Origin of the sequence: Haloferax sp. AB510, assembly GCF_024136985.1 — an archaeon.
GTDB lineage: Archaea > Halobacteriota > Halobacteria > Halobacteriales > Haloferacaceae > Haloferax.
The window spans coordinates 1-16,837 of the sequence record NZ_JAMYJY010000082.1; the positions used below are offsets into that span (position 1 = coordinate 1).

A 16,837-nucleotide genomic window follows, 5' to 3' on the forward strand; every position below is an offset into this window, starting at 1 on the left:
CCGCGGCGGTCGAGCGACTGCTGGCCGAGCGCGCCGCGGAACTGCGCGAGGAGTGGACGCGGTATCGCGACGTGGCCGACGCGGTCCGGTCGAACCTCCTGCCGACGCCACCGGCCGACGGGAGCGTCTGGCTCGGCCGCCTCGGCGGCGACAATATGCGGACGGCGATGCACGAGCACATGCGGGCGGCGACCGGGTCCGTCTCGGCCGCGGTCGGTCCACCGTACGAGCGGGCCTCGTGGGAGACGCTCCGCACGGAGTTCGACGCGTTCTTCGAGGGCGCTCGCGACGACCTCGACGTGTCGTTGCTCCTCAGCGACCCCGTGCTCGACTCGCTCCCCGACGAGTTTCGGGAACTCGTGGCGTCGAAGCCGCAGACGGTTCGAGTCCGGTGCCTGCCGCACCTGCCGGTCTCGTTCGACGTCGTCGACGGGACGGTCGCGTCGGTCGACATTCCGCACCCACAGTCGGCCGCCGACCGCCTCGGCGTCGTCGTGGTGACGGACGCAGCAGTCGTCGACGAGCTTGACCGCCAGTTCCGGGCGCTGTGGGGAGACGCAGTCCCACTTTTCGAGTGACGCCGTGCCGGGGCAACTGCGCTCCCGGACGCCGGTCGCCCCATTTATCACCGCCCGCGGCCGACTCCAGACCATGTCTTCGAACAGAAAGGGAGACCGACGCGAGCGCGAACTCGTCAACCGCCTTGACGAGGCCGGCTTCGCGGTCATGCGCGCGCCCGCCTCCGGGAGCGCGACGACGCGCGAACTCCCCGACGTGCTCGCGGGCAACGGCGAGGTGTTCTACGCCATCGAGGCGAAGGCCTCCAGCGGTCGCCCCATCTACCTGAGCGGCGAGGAGGTCGAAGCGCTCGTCTACTTCTCGCGGAACTTCGGCGCGAAGGCCCGCATCGCCGTCCGATTCGACCGCGAGGACTGGTACTTCTTCCACCCCGGCGACCTCTACGTGACCGACGGCGGGAACTACCGCGTGAAAAAGGAGACGGCGCTGGCGGAAGGCGAGGACTTCGAGTCGTTCACCGGCGGCCCGACTCAGACCAAGCTCGGCGGCGACTGAGGTTGCGGCGCGGATTTTCTGGCGCTCCGCTCACGCCCGAGCGAGTCGCTCGCCGAGCGTGCGAGCGCCGACGAACCCGCGCTCGACGCGACTGAGCCGCGAGGCGGGGAACCGGTAGGCATGCAGTTCGCCGAGGTCGGCGAGGCCGGCGTTCACCGGCAGCGAGTCCAGATACACGGCCTCGAAGGCTGGTTCGTGGTCGCCGTAGTCGCGGTTGCTCTCGTACTCCGAGACGAGGCGTCCCGTCTCGGTCGGCGTCTCGTCGGCGCGGGTGCCGAGCGCCCGCGTGACGACGAGGAGGCTCCCGCTCTCGCGGTCGTGGACGAGGTCGCCGGCGCGGTGTTCGTGGTCGGGACAGAGCTGGGGCCCCGTCGCGTCCATCGGGACGAACGTCTCGTCGCCGCAGACGGCGCAGGTGGCGCTCCGGCGGCCCGGCGGCGGGACCTCGCCGCGGGTGATTTCGATGGCGACCCGGCGGAGGTGCTTACAGCGGGCGTGCCGGATGGCGTTGTCGGGGCAGGTGCAGGTGCGTGCCTCCACGTCGACGACGTAGGTGCCGCCGTCGGTCTCGACGACGTAGCGCCCGTCGCGGAGCGGCCGGACGGCCATCGGTTCGACGCGGGCGCGGCGGGCGCGTCCGACCAGTCCGTCGGACGGGAGCGTGGTCTTGCGGCGCACCGGGCGGCGAGTCGACGCGGGTGTGTGTGCGATGTGCGTCATGGTGGTGCGGGATTCCGACCTTACCAGCGGCTGTTTGGGGTCAGTTTCCGTCACCTGAGAGTAGGTTCTCGAACGACCTAAACCCTCGTTTCGCGTGGAAAATCGGGCGTGTGAGTGGCTCTCGTCGGGCATCCGCCCATCGAAGACCTTTTAGAACGGCCGCGGATACGTCGTCGCATGGCTATCGAAGCGGAGATGCGGCGGAAGATTGCCGTCTCCATCGTCGCGGTCGGGGTGTTTATCGCCCTCATCGTCGGCATCGGTGCGACCTACAACCAGAGTGGACTCATCTCCACCGGCGGGTTCGCACTCGTCGGCGCTATCACGGCGTTCGTGCTCGTGATGGCTGGTATCGGCGTTTGGCTGTCGCGTTCTTCCTAATCCGATCGGTCGGTTTCGGCGACCCGGTCGCCGTCGCGCCAGCGCCCGACACGGAGCGGCGGGGCTCGCAGGTTGGATACGTCGTCAGCACGGACTCCGTCAGTCGGCGGCTTCGTCCATGGCGGCCGCGTCCGCGTCGTTCGTCGCCGTCTCGAAGTACTTCATCGGGTGCTTGATGGTGTCACAGCGGTCGTCGCGGTTCACACAGAGGTCGTACGCCTGCATCGTCTCGCAGGTCGGCGGCGCGTACTGCGACCCGCTGGAGTCCGAGAGGACGGTCGCCCGCTTTTGCAACTCCTCGGCGTTCGCGTCGCCGACGACGCCCCCGACCGCCTCGGGTTCGAGGCCGACGCCGACGAGGAACGCCGCGAGCGCGAACGCCGCCTCGTTCGGGAGGTCCTCGCCGTCTTGCGCCCGCGCCAACAGCGCCTCGACGCAGGGCGGGAAGTGGTCGGGGTCCACCGAGTCCACGTAGACGACGTTGACCGCGCCGCGGTCCGAAAGCAGGTTCCGCAGGCGCTCGACGTGGGGTTTGAGCGCGTCGGCGAGTCGGTCGCCCGCGTCGCTGCCGCGGACGGCGAAGGGAAGCCCCTCGGCGACTCGGCGGCGGACCGCCTCGCGGAGCAGTTCCGAGAGCTCCTCGCGGGTGACGCGGACCGCCCCGTCGGCCAGCGAGCGGTTGACGAGCCGCCACTCTGCGCCCCAGTCGGTGTCGGAGTAGGTGAGGTACGGCCCCACGTCGACCCAGTAGTGGTCGGGCGCGCGGCGGCTGTTCCGGTTCCGGTTCGATTCGGCCCGCACCGCGCCGTCGAGGTCGAACTCGCGGAGGAAGTCGTCGAGGCTCGCGCGGGCCTCGCCGTGGACGTCGTCGTCGCCGGCGTCGAAGTCGGCGAGCATGCGCTCGTAGGCCGTGTCGGCCTCGGCGCGGGCGTACTTGTCCACCGCCGCGGGCGTCTCGACGAGCGAGACGATGATGCGCGAGATGGGGTACGAGAGCAGTTCCGTCTGGGTGTCCCACCCGTAGGCCTCGTCGGGGTCGGGTTCGACGGTGCCCTCCATGAGGGCGCGTTCGACGCGCTCGACGCCACGCTCGACGGCCGGGGCGTCCTCGGCGACGAGCGTCGCAATGGCGACGTCGGCCGATTCGACCGCCTCTCTGGCCGCGGCGAAGAACGGGTATCGGGCGTGGAGCGGGCGCATCCGCATACCGCCACGTTCCGGGTGCCCACCGATAAACGCGACGGATTCGGCGGTGGCGAACGGGTCGCGTGACCCCGACACAGACTCCGCCGCGACGACGGCGCATCACACAACCTATTACCGACCACTTCCTCAGGCTCTCACGTGCCGCACTTCGACTACCCGTGTCCGGACTGCCGCGCCACGACCAGTCTCCACGACGCCGACTGCCGCTTCGAGGGGACGCCATGGGTCGAAGTCGAGCGGGCCTACGTCGACATCATCTCCGTCCTCGCGGGCGGCCCGTGCGACGAGGAGACGCTCCGCAGCGAAGCGCCGGGTGAGTGGGGGCCGCTCCAGCAGGCCGCGCTCCGCCGACTCAAGCGCGACGAGCGGGTGTCGGAAGCGAACTCGGGCGTCCTTCGGCTTCTCACCGCCGAGGAGTTCAGAGAGGAGGTGTCCGAGCCGACCCGAGAACCGATGCGGACGCTCCACCAGTACGGGAGCGTCCCCGGCTGTCACGACAACGCCGTCTTCGCCATGATAGCGTGGTACGAGATGGTCGGCCTGTCGTGGCCCGAGACGCGCGAGAACGTCGTCAACTGGCTCCGCGACACCGGCTCGTGGGACCGCGGCGGCTTCGAGGAGGCGACGCCAGCCGAACTCGTCGAGAAGAAGCGCCACGTCTACGACGCGGGCTACGGCTGGAAGGAGAAAGCCGTCTCGGCCAAGCGCGTCATCGACAGATACCGTTCCTGAGCGTCGTCTTCGACGTTCTCCTCGACTCTCTCGCCCCGTCCGCCCGGCGCAACCGTTAGGCGTTTCTCGAACCTGTGTAGTGTCGTGAGTGCCCCCGAGTCCGCCGTCTCTTCCGACGCCGAGTTCCCCGAGGAGTCGCGGGGAACGCGCCGCGCCCTCGCGGTCGTCATCGCCGTCGTCTTCATCGACCTCCTCGGGTTCGGGGTCGTCATCCCCATCCTGCCGTTCTACGTCCGGAGCTTCGGCGTCAGCGACGTGTACATCGGGTTTCTGGCGGCGTCGTACTCGCTCATGCAGTTCCTCTTCGCGCCCGTCCTCGGTCGAATCTCCGACCAGCGGGGCCGCCGGCCGGTCATCATGCTGTCGCTCGTCGGGAGCGTCCTCGCGTGGACGGTCTTCGGCGTCGCAGGCGAAATCGACCTGCTGTTCGGGACGGGGCTCGCGGTGGCGACGCTGTTCGCCTCGCGGATGCTCGCGGGCGCGATGGGTGGCAACATCGCCACGGCGCAGGCGTACATCGCCGACATTACGCCACCTACGCGGCGGGCCGGCGCGCTCGGCCTCGTCGGCGCGTCGTTCAGCCTCGGGTTCATCTTCGGGCCGGCTCTCGGCGGTCTGATGGCCTCCGACCCGGTGGTCGCGCTCGCCCGCGACCTGCTCCCGTCGTTCGTGCCCGCGACGCGCTTTTCGCTGCCGAGTTTCACCGCGGCGGCGCTCAGCCTCGTCAGCCTCGGCTTCGCGTTCGTCTTCCTGCGCGAACCGGAGCGCACCCGCGCGCCGGCCGGCACGCCCGCGACGACGCTCGTCTCGCAGTTCCGCACCGCCCTCGCCGACGACGACCTCCGGGGGCTCGTCGTCTCCTTTTTCGTCGTCTCGGTCGCCTTCTCGGGGATTCAGGTCATGTTCATCCCCTTCGCGGCCGACGTGTACGGCTACGGCGAGACCGAGACGGCGCTGTTTCTGACCTACATCGGCCTGCTCGGCACGCTGAATCAGGGGGTCGTCGTCGGCCGACTCGCCCGGCGGTACTCGGAGGCGAAACTGGCGGTCGTCGGCGCGGTCGGGCTCCTGCTCTCGCTCGCGCTGCTCCCCTTTTCGACCGACATCGGGGCGGTGCTCCCCGCGGTCGGCGGCCCGCCGTGGCTCACTCGCGAACTCGTGGCGCTCCTCTTCGTCGGGGCGCTCCTGTCGTTCGGCAACGGGATGCTGAACGTCTCGCTGTCGACGCTCGTCTCCACGTCGGCGTCGGCCGACCAGCAGGGTAACGCCTTCGGCGTCACGCAGGGCGCGGGAAGCCTCGGCCGGACGCTCGGCCCGCCGTCGATGGCGGCGCTGTACGTCCTCGCGTACTGGTCGCCGTTCGTCGTCGGGGCCGCGCTCATCGTGCCCGTGGTCTACATCCTCGCGTCCGTCGCGCGGCGACCGCGGGCGGAAACGGAAGCGCCCTGAGTGTCCTGATGTCGCGGTCGCGACGCGACATCGCGGTCGAGATACGGGTAAACCGTCGCTCGAATGTCGTCGCGGCCCGCAAGTGTTACGAGCGCCGACTCTGAGGTCTACCCGTGCCTTCGGTCGCCGCCGTCTCGCCGCTGGTCGTCCTCTGCCTCGTCGCGGCGCTCGTCTCCGTCTCCATCGCGGTCGTCGCCTGGCGCGAGGGAACCGAACCCGGTTCGAAGTCGCTGTCGGTCCTCCTGTTTTCGGCGGCGCTCTGGGCCGGCTCCTACGGCGTCGCGCTCACGGTGTTCGACCCTTCGCTCCGGTTTTGGTTCCAACTCCCCATCGACGTCGCGCAGGCCGTCATCGCGCCCGCGTGGTTCGCCTTCTCGCTTTCCTACACCGGCCGCGGCGAACTCCTCTCGCGACGGCTCATCGCTGGACTCCTCGTGTTTCCGGCCATCACCGTCGTCGCGCTGGCGACGAATCCGAGCCACGGCCTTCTCTGGACCGACTATCGCATCGTGCCGGTGTTCGGTGCGGCCACGGTGCGGTTCGACCCGAACCTCTGGTACTACCTCCACGCGGTGTACGGCTACGTCATCATCGGCTCCGGGCTCGTCCTCATCATCGAGATGCTGGTCGAACGGCTCTCGCACTACCGCGAGCAGGCGGTCACCCTCGCCATCGGCTCGACCGCGCCGACGGTCGCCCACGTCGCCCACACCTTCGGCATCGGCCCGCTTCAGATGGTGAACTTCACGCCCATCGCGCTCGCCGTGACGGGCGCGACGTTCGGCCACGCGCTCTACCGGTTCCAGCTGTTCGGGCTCTCGCCGGCGACCGGTCGGCTCGGCCGCCGCGCCGCCATCGACGACGTGGCCGTCGGCATTCTCGTCCTCGACCGCGAGCACCGCGTGGTCGACGCCAACGAGACCGCTTCGTCACTCCTCGACCTCGACCCGGCCTCGGCGTTCGACCCGCTGTCGTCGGTGCTTCCGGGCGTCGACCTCGACGAGGACCGACAGCTCGTGGACGTGACGGTCGACCGTCGCCGCCGGACCTACGAGGTGACGCTCTCGCCGGTCACGGACCAACACGGCCGCCGGCTCGGCCGGACCGTCACCGTCTCCGACGTGACGGGGCGGGTCCGCCGCCGACAGCGTCTCGAAGTCCTCAACCGCGTCCTCCGGCACAACCTCAGAAACGACATGACGGTCGTCATCGGCTACGCCGACATGCTCGCAGAGCGGCTCCCGGCGGACCAGCGCGACCCCACCGACACGATACGGGCGCGGTCGAACAAGCTCCTCTCGCTCGGCGAGAAGGCCCGGACCGTCGAGCGGGTCATGGCCGGCATCGACGGCGGCAGCCGCTTCGACGTCGCCGCGACGGTCCGAACCTGCGTCGCCGAGGTCCGCGCGGAGTTCGACGCCGGCTCGGTCGACGTGGACGCACCCGAGTCGCTGTCGGTCTCCGGGAGCGAATCGGCGGCGAAGCTCCTCGTCCGCGAACTCGTCGAGAACGCGCTCGAACACGGCGGCGACGACCCGACCGTCTCCGTGTCGGTCCGGGCCGTCGACGCCGACCTCGTCGTCGTCGTCGAAGACGACGGCCCGGGCGTCCCCGACTACGAGCGCTCCGTGGTCGAGACCGGCGGCGAGTCACCGCTCCAACACGGCAGCGGCCTCGGTCTCTGGGCGGTTCGGTGGACGGTCGACGCGCTCGGCGGTGACCTCTCCTTCGACGTGAGCGGCAGGCGAGAGGAAGCGGACGGCGGAGCCGGAGACGCGACCGACGAGTCAGCGGGTCGCGGCGACACCGGCACGACGGCGACGGTTCGACTGCCGTACTGGTGCCGGGACGAGACGGCCGACGCCGTCGCTGACAGGTAGGAGTCAGGAGAAACGAGTGGGACGGCTCGGATGGTCGGTGAACGACGCGGTGGCCGAAACGTCCGCTCAGTCGCTCTGGATGCGCGGGGCGAGCATGTACGTGATGGTGCCCATCCCTTCCGCGATCTGGTAGTGAAGCTTGACCGGGAACTCCTCGCCGAGTTCGACGGTGACCTCGGCGTCGGTCGGAATCGCCTTGTTCATGTCCTTCAGGTAGTCCAGCGAGAACAGCGAGTCGGCAGCGCCGGCTTCGATGCTGATGAGGTCAGACGGGGGAAGCGACAGGTCCACGTCGTCGGTGTCGCCTTCGGCCTCGATGTGGAACGTCTCTTCCGCGCCGTCGACGCGGAGGCGGATGTGGTCGGAGACCATGTCGGCCGCCTTGATACCGCGGTCGAGGTGCGTCCCCTCGAGGACGATGTTCGCGGCGAGGTCGAGGTCCGGAATGTCGGGTTCCTGGCGAATCGAGTCGGGGTCGATGAGCGCGAGCGTGTACGACAGCCCGTCGATGCGGATGTTGAGCTTGCGCGTCTCCTCGTCGAGCGTGAGGTGGATGAGGTCGCCCGAGCCCGCCATCCCGGCGACCTCTTCGAGGCGCGAGAGGTTGACGCCGATGACGCCGCCGTCGGCTTCGTAGGATTCGAACGCCGCCGCGTCGAGGGTGAGGTCCACCATGCCGACGTTCGCGGGGTCGACGGCGCGGATGGAGAGACTCTCCTCGTTGAGTCGAATCTTACACTCGTCGACGAGGACGCTCACGGAGTCGAGCGCGTCCCGGAGCGTCGCGGCGCTCACGATGGCCTTGAACATATGTGCCGTCGTACGACAGCGGTCTTAAAAATACTCCTGATTTGGACTCACCGCAATATGATGTTCGCACGCTCTCCCGCGTGCGCGCTCCCGCGAGCACCCCACCCTCCTGTCTGCTCTCCATGCGTGTTGTTGTCACTGTTCGACTATACAGCTAATCGGCCGATTTCGGGCGTCTATGGCTTCAAAGGACTCAAATAGCTGATTGTGTAACTCCCGGCTATGGCGAACGACGAGACGAAGACAGCCGCCCGCCGACGAGGTGCCGAGAGATGAGCGACGCCGCCGACGCCGACGCGACTTCGACCCGCGTCGCCTTCGTCTGCGTCCAGAACGCCGGCCGGAGCCAGATGGCGACCGCATTCGCCCGCCGGGAGCGCGACGAGCGCGGTGTCGGCGACCGAATCGAGGTCGTCACCGGTGGTACCGACCCCGTCGAGCACGTCCACGACGAGGTCGTCGAGGTCATGGGTGAGCGGGGGTTCGACCTCGCCGACGAGACGCCCCGCGCAATCGAGCAGGACGAGATTATGGACGTCGACATCGTCGTCACGATGGGCTGTTCGGCAGAGGGTATCTGCCCGATGACGTGGCGCGGTGACGCCCGCGACTGGGACCTCGACGACCCGGACGGACAGGACCTCGATGCGGTTCGAGCGATTCGCGACGACATCGAGGGGCGCGTCTCGGCGCTGTTCGACGAACTCGTCGGCGACGACTGAGCCCGGCCGCCTCGACCCCCGTGGCTCCCGTGACGTGGCATTGTTCCGCACGATTCACGGCGCAAGCCGAAGCCGGTATACGGCCTGATACGCTACTGATGTCAAGACCATGGCGCGCAAGGACCACTACTACAACAAGGCCAAACAGGAGGGCTACCGCGCCCGTTCGGCCTACAAGCTGAAACAACTCGACGGGGACGCGGGCCTGTTCGGCCCCGGCAACACCGTCGTCGACCTCGGTGCCGCCCCGGGCGGGTGGCTGCAGGTCGCCTCCGAGGCGGTCGGCGACCACGGCAAGGTCGTCGGCGTCGACCTCCAGCGAATCCGCGGTATCGACCGCGACAACGTCCAGACGATTCGCGGCGACATGACCGAAGACGAGACGAAAGAAGAGTTAACGGCCGTCATCGGCGAGCGAGGGGCCGACGCCGTCGTCTCCGACATGGCGCCGAACATGACCGGCGAGTACTCGCTGGACCACGCCCGCTCCGTCTACCTCGCCCGGCAGGCGTTCGAGGTCGCACAGGAACTGCTCGCGACCGGCGGCGACTTCGCCGTGAAGGTGTTCGACGGCCCGGACGTCGCGGACCTCCGCGCCGACATGGAACGAGAGTTCCAGTACGTCCGGTCGATGCGCCCCGACGCCTCCCGCGACAGCTCCTCCGAGCAGTACCTCGTCGGCAAGCACTTCCTCACCGCGCCGGTTCGGAAGGGCGACGAACTCGACGTGGAAATCGTCGACGTCGGAAGCGAGGGCGACGGCATCGCCAAGGTCGAGGACTTCACGCTGTTCGTCTCCGACACGGAGGCGGGCGACACCCCGACGGTCCGCGTCACCGACGTGAAACCGCGGTTCGCCTTCGCTGAGCCAATCGACGACTGAGCGCGCCGGGTTCCCGCAGTTTCGACTCCCGCGTCACCGTGCCTCGTTCTCCGCGGAATTTGTGCCTAATTTCGGGCAAGCATTATTATCAGTTGACACGACTTTGTTGCTGAGTCCCCATGTCAGCAGACACCACGACCGCCGAGACGCGACCGTTGTTCACCGGCCTTCCCTCGGGAATCGCCCCGTACGTCGCCACCGTCGGGGCGCTGGCCTCGGCGTACGTCCACCTGTCGATGGCCCCGATGTTGCTCCAGTTCGACCAGGCGCAGGCGATACTGTTCGTCCTCGCGGGCGTCGGTTTCCTCGCGGGCATCGCCGTCTACCTGAGCAGGTTCTGGCGGCGCGAGTTCTACCTCGTCGCCATCGCGTTCGCGCTCGCCCAAATCGTGGCGTGGGTCGTCATGAGCGGGCGGGTCAGCGACATGGCGATTCTCTCGAAGGGCGGCGAGGCCGTCTTCGCCGTCGCGGCGGCGTACCTCTACCTGAACGACCCGTCGGACACTGACGCGGCAGTCTGAGCGCGCGCTGTCGCTCTCGTCGGCTCCGCGTCGCAGCGTCTCGTCGCCTACCCGCTTTTTCAGTCGTACACCACGAGGTCGAGTCGAAGCCCCGTCCGACACCCCTTCCAACCGCCGCGGCAGGCTCCGGTGGCGAGAATATCACCGAACGACGTGTACGTCCCGCAGTTTGGACAGCGGACCCCCATCTCCATCCCGTCCCGTTCGGTGAGCCTGTGGCGGTGCTCGTCGGCCATACACTGTGTGGTATGCTACCAAAAGAGATAAGCCGTCCGTCGTCCCGAGAACGCCTCAGTCCGCGACCCAACCGTCGGTCGAGGACTCGTCGTCGTCGCGCAGGAGCGCGACGGTCCCGTAGACGAACGGGGTATCGACGATCGCGATGAGGAGCTTCAGGAGGTACTGGCCGACGGCGAGGCCGATGAGGACGTTCCACGGGAGGGCGTTCCCAATGCCGAGGACCGTCGGCGCGACGTAGAACGCGACGCCGACGAAGATGACCGTGTCGATGGCCTGACTCGTCGCCGTCGAGACGATGTTGCGGAGCCAGAGGTACGAGCCGTCTGTCATGTCGCGGATGCCGTGGAAGACGATGACGTCCCAGTTCTGACTCACGAGGTACGCGAGCAGGCTCCCGGCGACGATGTTCGTCCCCGAGGAGAGCACCGTGGCGAACTGCCCGGCGAACTCGGGGTTCGCGGCGGGCGCGGCGATGGTGCTCCAGACGAGGCCGAGGAGGACGAAGTTCATGGCGAAGCCGACGTTCACCATAATCTGCGCCGCCCGGCGGCCGTACAGTTCGGAGTAGCAGTCGGACGCGAAGAAGGTGAGCGCGTACGCCAGCGCCGCCCCGGGCATGAGGATGGCCGCGCCGACGTACGGGAGTTCACCTATCGCGGCCGGCAGGGGAATCGCGAGCAGTTTCGACGCCGTCAACTGCGCCGTCGTCAGCGCGGTGACGAACAGGCCGACGAGGGCGACCTGCCCGACGGCCGACCGCCCCTCACTCATCTTCGGCGAGGCGGTTGTGTCGGTCGTCTATCTCGTCGAGGATGTCGAGCGTCTTCCGGATGGACGCCCGAACCGCATCGCTCCGGTTTACGAACTTCTTGTCGTCGCCGACGTGCTCGTCTAAGTCAGCGAGCAGTTCGTCGGGAATCTCGACGCTTATCTTGGCCATACTCTGCGATTCTCACGAGAATACTTAACGCCTTTTCAACGGTCGCAGCGGCGATATTTGGCGCGTTTTTCGGGTCGACGGGTCGGCGCGGCGGTCGCTCCGAGGACCACCCTCACTCCGCCGCGCCGCGGGCGGGCGAGAGGTCGCGCCGGCCGCCGACCGTCAGCACGAACAGGATGCCGAGACCGACGCCGTAGGCGGCCATCAGCGGGAGCGTCACCATGAACATCGTCGTGATGCTCGCGGGGGTGAACACCGCCGAGATGGCGAGGATGAACACCGTAACCTCGCGCCAGCGCTTCCGCATCATGCGGTAGCTGATGCCGGCGGTGTTGAGAAGCACCATCAGGATGGGGATGTCGGCGAGGAGGCCGATACCCGCGGTGGTGAAGAAGATGAGCCAGAAGAAGTTGGTGATGCGGTAGGAGATTATCATGTTCGCCGCGATGGCGTCCTCGACGAGGAACGTGATGACCGTCGGCGCGACGTAGCTGTAGCCGAGCGCGAAGCCACCGAGGAGGCCGCCGACGAGCGCGCCGGTCCACAGGAAGACGGTTCGGCGGCGCTTGTGGATGATGTTGCGCTCGCGGAGCGCGGGCCACGCGAAGTACGCGACGAGCGGGAGCGTCGCCAGCACGGCCAGAATCGTCGAGAACTTCACCTCGAAGATGAGCGCCTCCATCGGGTGGAGCGCGACGACGTTGAGCACTTCCTCGGGCGTCACCGCGGCGGGGAGTCGGCCGAGGAAGTCCTCGTAGACGTCCCTGATGCCCCCCGTGTAGAGCCAGCCGAACGTCGACGCGAGGACGAGCATGAACCAGCCGACGACCCAGAACGCCCGCGAGGTGACGGAGTCGACGATGAACGCGATGTCGGTGTAGTAGCCGCCGATGTCGTCCTCGTCGGTCTCGCCCCCGGTCAGTTCGGAGAAGAACGCGCCGCCCGCGCGGGTCGTCCGGTCTTCGAGTTCGCCCGGCTCGTCTTCGGCGTCGGCCGCCTCGGCCTCGCGGTCCGCTTCGGCCTCGTCGAACCGGTCGATGAGGGCCTGCGCTTTGGCCTTGTCGCCGTCATCGATGGCGGCGGACGCGAGGCTCATAATCTCGTCTTCGTCGCGGTCGGCGAAGACCTCGGGCGGCGCGGCGCGGACGCCCGCCACGTCGAGCGCGGAGAGGTCGAGCTTTGAGGGGTCGCCGACGCCGACTTCGGTCCGTTCGAGCCGTTGGATGTCGCGGTAGACGAGGTAGGCGAGCCCGAACGCGAGGCCGACGACGCCGCCGGCGACGACGAACGCGCCCAACACGAGTTGCGAGCCGGGGTCGAGGAACACGTAGTCGCTTCCGACCGCGGCGAGTCCGTCGTTGACGAGGTCGACGCCGCCGTACTCGTAGAAGGCGTAGACGAGGAGGCCGCCGACGACGCCGACGCCCGCGAGGAGGTTCCAGTGGTGAGTCGCCGTCGCCTTGATGTCCATCTTCTCGCTGCCGCGTTTGGCCGTGACGACCACGCGAGCGAGATAGAGGCTGAAGGCGTACAGCGTGATGACGGGCACCGCCCACATGATTTGGGTGAACGGGTCCGGCGGGGTGAACAGCGCGCCGAACGCGAAGATGCCGACGACGGCGTGCCGCCACTTGTCGCGGAACAGTTCGTAGGGGACGATTTCGGCGTAGGAGAGCGCGGTCATCGCGAGCGGAAGCTGGCTCGCGAGGCCGAACGAGAGCGTGAGCAGGAAGATGAACTGCGCCCACTTCACGATGGAGTAACTCGGCGTGAAGCCGGCCGACAGCGCGTTCTGCGCGAGGAACGCGAACGTGAACGGGAAGAAGACGAAGTAGCCGTAGGCGACGCCCGCGGCGAACAGCACGACCATCGTCAGCCCGATGAGTGCGAGTTTCCACGGTGCGACGGGCGATTTCGGCCACGCGCCCCGGGCTTTCAGCGCGTCTCGCGAGACGTAGATGAACGGCGGGAGCGCGAAGAGAATCCCCACGACGAGGCCGATTTTCGCCTGCAAGAGGATGACGTCGAACGGCGTCTGGGCGATGATGCTGACGTTGCCCGAGACGCTGGCGTCCATCTGTGCCTTGGTCACGCCGCGGAAGAACTCCCAGACGTAGAGTCGGAGCGCGTAGAACGTTCCGAGGAACCCGACGAGGAAGACGATAAAGACCTTCTGGAGGTCTTTTTGCGCCGCTCGGAGCATCGCACCGGCGGTCTCGCGGCCTGCCGCGATGGTCTGTTGGGTGTCCTCGTCGAGGGCGCTGGACATACGTACGTGGCGAAAGCAGTCTGGCGGTTATCAATCTTTTTCACCGCGGGCGCGATTTCGACTCTCTCGACGCGCCTCCTCGGCGCGATGCGAAAAGACCTATAACTGGCCGGAAGCGTAGGACACCTGAATGGCGGACGAGGAGCGCGACACAGGGCTCTCTGCGGCCGACGACGAGACGGACGCCTCGGACGACGCCGACCAGCGCTCGTCCGACGAGTCTGACGACGACGGGGCTTCGTCGTCCGACGGTCCGGTTTACGGTCGAGTCACCCCGCGAGACGAGACCGTTACCGACGGGTCTGCCGACGGGTCTGCCGACGACGCTTCCGACGACGCTTCCGACGACGCTTCCGACGACACCGATACCGACGAGACGGAAGACGACGCCGGCGACGCCGACACTGATGCGGCCCCCGAAGGCGACGCAGACGATTCTGATTCCGAAGGCGACGCGGACGATTCCGACTCGGACGACGGCGTCGAGGACTCCGACGCTGATGACGATTCTTCCGGAAGTACCGGTGATAGCGACGATGCCGACAACTCCGACGACGAACCACGTCTCCTCGCCGACGACGAACACACCTCGCACGTACCCGAGGGGACGTACGACGATTCGAGCGACGAGTCGGCCGACGACGCCGGACCGGACGCGGCGGCCGACGGCGCGAGTCCGGCGCTGACCGGCGAAGACGAGGTGGGCGGCGTGGCTCCGTCGTCCGTCTCCGTCGAGGATGCCGAGCTCGACGACCCCGAGTTCGAGGGCGACGACTTCGACGACGAAGACGTTGGTGGCCTCGTCGGCGAGGCTCCCGAAAGCGACCAGGAGATGCCGCTGACCGCGCACATCGAGGAGATGATTCGCCGGCTGGCGGTCGTCCTCGGCGTCGCCGGCGCGATTACGCTCGTGCTCTTCCCCGGCGCGGACATCCTCAACGCGCTCGTGGACACGCAGGCCGCTTTCGGCATCCACATTCCGAGCGCGACCGACGTTATCAACTTCCTCTGGAACTCCCACATCCCCGGCGCGGACACCATCGTGGACCGCCGGCCGCGGCTCTACGGCCCGCTCGAACTCATCCTCACCAAACTGAAGGTCGCCGGCCTCGCCGGCACCGTCATCGGTCTCCCCGTGTTCGTCTACGAGACGTACCTGTTCATGCGCCCCGGGCTCTACCCGAAAGAGCGCAAGTACTACCTCGCGGCCGTGCCGACGAGCCTCATCCTCGCGCTCGTCGGCGTCCTCTTCGCGCACTTCGTGGTGCTCCCGGCCATCTTCGCGTACTTCACCTCCTACACCGAGGGGACCGCGGTCGTCGCGTTCGGCCTCAAAGAGACGTTCAACCTCATCCTCATCCTGATGGGCTATATGGCGGTCGTCTTCCAGATTCCGCTGTTCGTGGAACTGGCCATCATGATGAACCTCGTCACCCGGCAGTGGCTCGAAGACCGCCGCCTACTGTTCTGGGGCGCGTTCCTCGGCCTCGCGTTCCTCGTCAGCCCCGACCCGACCGGGATGGCCCCCATCATCATCGGCGCGACGATGATTGTCCTGTTCGAGGGGACGCTCGCGGCCTTACGTTGGACCGGAAACTGACCGGATTCTCGTTTCTCCCTCGCCTCTCCCTCGGCCCGGTTGTTCCTCCTCGTTTCCGCCGACTGCCGACCGCCGACCCTCCAGAAGACCTATCTCAGAACAGTTAGAAAACATACACGATGGCCGACCTCGTCGCCCTGTCGGTGGTCGCCCTCCCGCTCTGGTTCGCCGTGAGCGTCTGGGCCGGTATCGATGCGACTAGACACAGTTCGCATAACGCCTTCCTCTGGGGTCTCTCGGTGTTCGTCGGCGGGATTCTGGGCTTGGCGCTGTACCTCAACCTCGGGCGCGACGAACCCGGTGTGGGCCGCCGCGCGGGTCAGTCGGCGTCGCCGAACGGCATCCCTTCCGCCCGCACCGAGACCGTCTCCTGCCCGAACTGCCACTCGTTGGAGGAAGCCGACCGGGATACCTGTCGCTTCTGCGGCGAGTCGCTGTAGCGCGCCGAATCCTCCCGAGACGGCGGGGAATCACGTCTCGTCCGACGACTCCGCTGCCTCCCGTCTCTCGGCCGCGACGGTCCCCTCGACGCGCGTCTTCAACCCCTCGTTCATGGCGACGAACCCTGCCCGCGTCTCCTCGCCGACGAACCGCAACAGGAGTCCGGCGAAGACGCCGGAGAACGTCTCCGCGTGCTCGAATCGGGTGCGTTCGCCGCCGTCGAGCGGTTCGAGGTGGAACCGGTGTTCGCCGTCGAACAGCCCCGGGAAGACGAGGTGGCCGAGCCAGCGCAGTTCGCGGTGCTTCTCGCAGTGGACCACGTCGGGTTCGAACTCCGACTCGCGGCCGCCCGGCGGCCGGAGGTGGACGGTGAGCGTTGCGCCCTCGTTCGGGCGCCCGGCGATTCGCATGAAGGGGTTCCACTCGGGGTAGCGGTCGAAGTCGACGAGGGTCTCCCACACCCGTTCTGGCGGGGCGTCTATCTCGATACTCGTCACGATTTCGTGTGCCATACCTAACAGTTGGCGCGCCGAGACCGTGAATCTCGCGCGGAACGTTCATTGCCGGTGGGGAGAGAGACGGACGTATGGCAACCCTCCTTCTCGCCCGACACGGCGAGACGACGTGGAACCGCGCCGGGCGCGTACAGGGGTGGGCCCCTGTGTCGCTCACCGAGCGCGGCCGCGCGCAGGCCGACGCCCTCGCGCGCCACGTCACGGACTCCTACGAGGTCGACCGCCTCGTCTCCTCCGACATCGAACGCGCCCAAGAGACCGCCCGCCCAATCGCCCGTGAACTCGGCCTCGAACCTGTCCTCGACTCCGCGTGGCGCGAGCGCGACGTGGGCTCGCTGCAGGGACTGGCGTTCGACGAACTCACCGACCGGTACCCGCAGTACGCCCTTTCGGCGGTCGGCGCGCCCGCCGCCCGCGAGCGCCCCCCGAGCCGGCGAGAGCCTCGTCGAGGCTC

The 16,837-nt window shown here is 67.9% G+C and carries 19 protein-coding genes and 1 pseudogene; 12 read left to right on the plus strand and 8 right to left on the minus strand.

All coding sequences use genetic code 11. The features are described 5' to 3' along the window. Positions 1-578, plus strand: a 578-nt coding sequence (locus NKF06_RS14770) for a TrmB family transcriptional regulator (protein ID WP_253245828.1), incomplete at its 5' end; no start/stop codon positions are given. Between the two features lie 73 nt (positions 579-651). Further along, positions 652-1,074: a Holliday junction resolvase Hjc gene (hjc, locus tag NKF06_RS14775; RefSeq protein ID WP_058826862.1), complete on the plus strand. Its 423-nt coding sequence runs from the start codon at positions 652-654 to the stop codon at positions 1,072-1,074. A gap of 30 nt (positions 1,075-1,104) precedes the next feature. Here the strand turns inward: hjc and NKF06_RS14780 are convergent, their stop codons facing one another. Next, positions 1,105-1,752, minus strand: a complete 648-nt coding sequence (locus tag NKF06_RS14780) for an SWIM zinc finger family protein (RefSeq protein ID WP_058826861.1) — start codon at positions 1,750-1,752, stop codon at positions 1,105-1,107. 219 nt (positions 1,753-1,971) lie between these two features. On the opposite strand from NKF06_RS14780, the gene NKF06_RS14785 reads away from it, so the two are divergent. Further along, complete coding sequence (locus NKF06_RS14785; protein WP_004973872.1) at positions 1,972-2,175, plus strand: hypothetical protein; 204 nt, start codon at positions 1,972-1,974, stop codon at positions 2,173-2,175. 99 nt (positions 2,176-2,274) lie between these two features. Here NKF06_RS14785 and NKF06_RS14790 read toward each other — a convergent pair whose 3' ends face one another. Then, positions 2,275-3,375 carry a DNA primase gene (locus NKF06_RS14790; protein ID WP_253245840.1) on the minus strand — a complete coding sequence of 367 codons (1,101 nt, stop codon included), beginning with the start codon at positions 3,373-3,375 and terminating at the stop codon, positions 2,275-2,277. A gap of 144 nt (positions 3,376-3,519) precedes the next feature. Here NKF06_RS14790 and NKF06_RS14795 point away from each other — a divergent pair, with 144 nt between their 5' ends. From NKF06_RS14795 to NKF06_RS14805, 3 genes are all read left to right on the plus strand, one after another. Next, the gene (locus tag NKF06_RS14795) at positions 3,520-4,113 is read left to right on the plus strand and encodes a hypothetical protein (protein WP_253245829.1); all 594 of its coding nucleotides are present in this window, start codon (positions 3,520-3,522) and stop codon (positions 4,111-4,113) included. An 84-nt stretch (positions 4,114-4,197) separates the two neighbouring features. Further along, positions 4,198-5,562, plus strand: a complete 1,365-nt coding sequence (locus NKF06_RS14800) for an MFS transporter (protein WP_253245830.1) — start codon at positions 4,198-4,200, stop codon at positions 5,560-5,562. 113 nt (positions 5,563-5,675) lie between these two features. Beyond that, positions 5,676-7,442, plus strand: a complete 1,767-nt coding sequence (locus NKF06_RS14805; protein WP_058826859.1) for a histidine kinase N-terminal 7TM domain-containing protein — start codon at positions 5,676-5,678, stop codon at positions 7,440-7,442. A gap of 66 nt (positions 7,443-7,508) precedes the next feature. Here the strand turns inward: NKF06_RS14805 and NKF06_RS14810 are convergent, their stop codons facing one another. Further along, positions 7,509-8,252, minus strand: coding sequence for a DNA polymerase sliding clamp (locus tag NKF06_RS14810; protein ID WP_253245831.1), 744 nt, complete (start codon positions 8,250-8,252; stop codon positions 7,509-7,511). A 272-nt stretch (positions 8,253-8,524) separates the two neighbouring features. Here NKF06_RS14810 and NKF06_RS14815 point away from each other — a divergent pair, with 272 nt between their 5' ends. The 3 genes from NKF06_RS14815 to NKF06_RS14825 all read left to right on the plus strand — a co-directional run bounded on the left by NKF06_RS14815 (position 8,525) and on the right by NKF06_RS14825 (position 10,378). After that, positions 8,525-8,974: a low molecular weight phosphatase family protein gene (locus NKF06_RS14815; RefSeq protein ID WP_253245832.1), complete on the plus strand. Its 450-nt coding sequence runs from the start codon at positions 8,525-8,527 to the stop codon at positions 8,972-8,974. Between the two features lie 109 nt (positions 8,975-9,083). Beyond that, a complete protein-coding gene (locus tag NKF06_RS14820; RefSeq protein ID WP_253245833.1) occupies positions 9,084-9,857 on the plus strand; it encodes a 23S rRNA (uridine(2552)-2'-O)-methyltransferase in 774 nt (257 codons plus the stop codon). A gap of 119 nt (positions 9,858-9,976) precedes the next feature. After that, positions 9,977-10,378 carry a hypothetical protein gene (locus NKF06_RS14825; protein ID WP_253245834.1) on the plus strand — a complete coding sequence of 134 codons (402 nt, stop codon included), beginning with the start codon at positions 9,977-9,979 and terminating at the stop codon, positions 10,376-10,378. 59 nt (positions 10,379-10,437) lie between these two features. Here NKF06_RS14825 and NKF06_RS14830 read toward each other — a convergent pair whose 3' ends face one another. From NKF06_RS14830 to NKF06_RS14845, 4 genes are all read right to left on the minus strand, one after another. Further along, the gene (locus NKF06_RS14830; RefSeq protein WP_004968931.1) at positions 10,438-10,614 is read right to left on the minus strand and encodes a hypothetical protein; all 177 of its coding nucleotides are present in this window, start codon (positions 10,612-10,614) and stop codon (positions 10,438-10,440) included. Between the two features lie 55 nt (positions 10,615-10,669). Continuing rightward, on the minus strand, positions 10,670-11,389 hold the full coding sequence (locus NKF06_RS14835) for a queuosine precursor transporter (protein WP_253245835.1): 720 nt from the start codon (positions 11,387-11,389) through the stop codon (positions 10,670-10,672). Continuing rightward, a complete protein-coding gene (locus NKF06_RS14840; RefSeq protein WP_058826854.1) occupies positions 11,382-11,558 on the minus strand; it encodes a ribbon-helix-helix domain-containing protein in 177 nt (58 codons plus the stop codon). Before NKF06_RS14840 ends, NKF06_RS14835 begins: the two co-directional genes overlap by 8 nt. A gap of 112 nt (positions 11,559-11,670) precedes the next feature. Continuing rightward, on the minus strand, positions 11,671-13,827 hold the full coding sequence (locus tag NKF06_RS14845; protein ID WP_253245836.1) for a twin-arginine translocase subunit TatC: 2,157 nt from the start codon (positions 13,825-13,827) through the stop codon (positions 11,671-11,673). A gap of 130 nt (positions 13,828-13,957) precedes the next feature. On the opposite strand from NKF06_RS14845, the gene NKF06_RS14850 reads away from it, so the two are divergent. Beyond that, positions 13,958-15,427 (plus strand): twin-arginine translocase subunit TatC, encoded by a 1,470-nt coding sequence (locus NKF06_RS14850; protein WP_253245837.1) that lies wholly within the window; start codon positions 13,958-13,960, stop codon positions 15,425-15,427. A 119-nt stretch (positions 15,428-15,546) separates the two neighbouring features. Continuing rightward, positions 15,547-15,867 (plus strand): hypothetical protein, encoded by a 321-nt coding sequence (locus NKF06_RS14855; protein WP_253245838.1) that lies wholly within the window; start codon positions 15,547-15,549, stop codon positions 15,865-15,867. 30 nt (positions 15,868-15,897) lie between these two features. On the opposite strand, the gene NKF06_RS14860 is transcribed toward NKF06_RS14855, so the two are convergent. Then, positions 15,898-16,380, minus strand: a complete 483-nt coding sequence (locus NKF06_RS14860) for an SRPBCC domain-containing protein (RefSeq protein WP_058826850.1) — start codon at positions 16,378-16,380, stop codon at positions 15,898-15,900. Positions 16,381-16,454: 74 nt separating this feature from the next. On the opposite strand from NKF06_RS14860, the pseudogene NKF06_RS14865 reads away from it, so the two are divergent. After that, a pseudogene (locus NKF06_RS14865) lies at positions 16,455-16,837 on the plus strand (histidine phosphatase family protein); the annotation flags it as partial.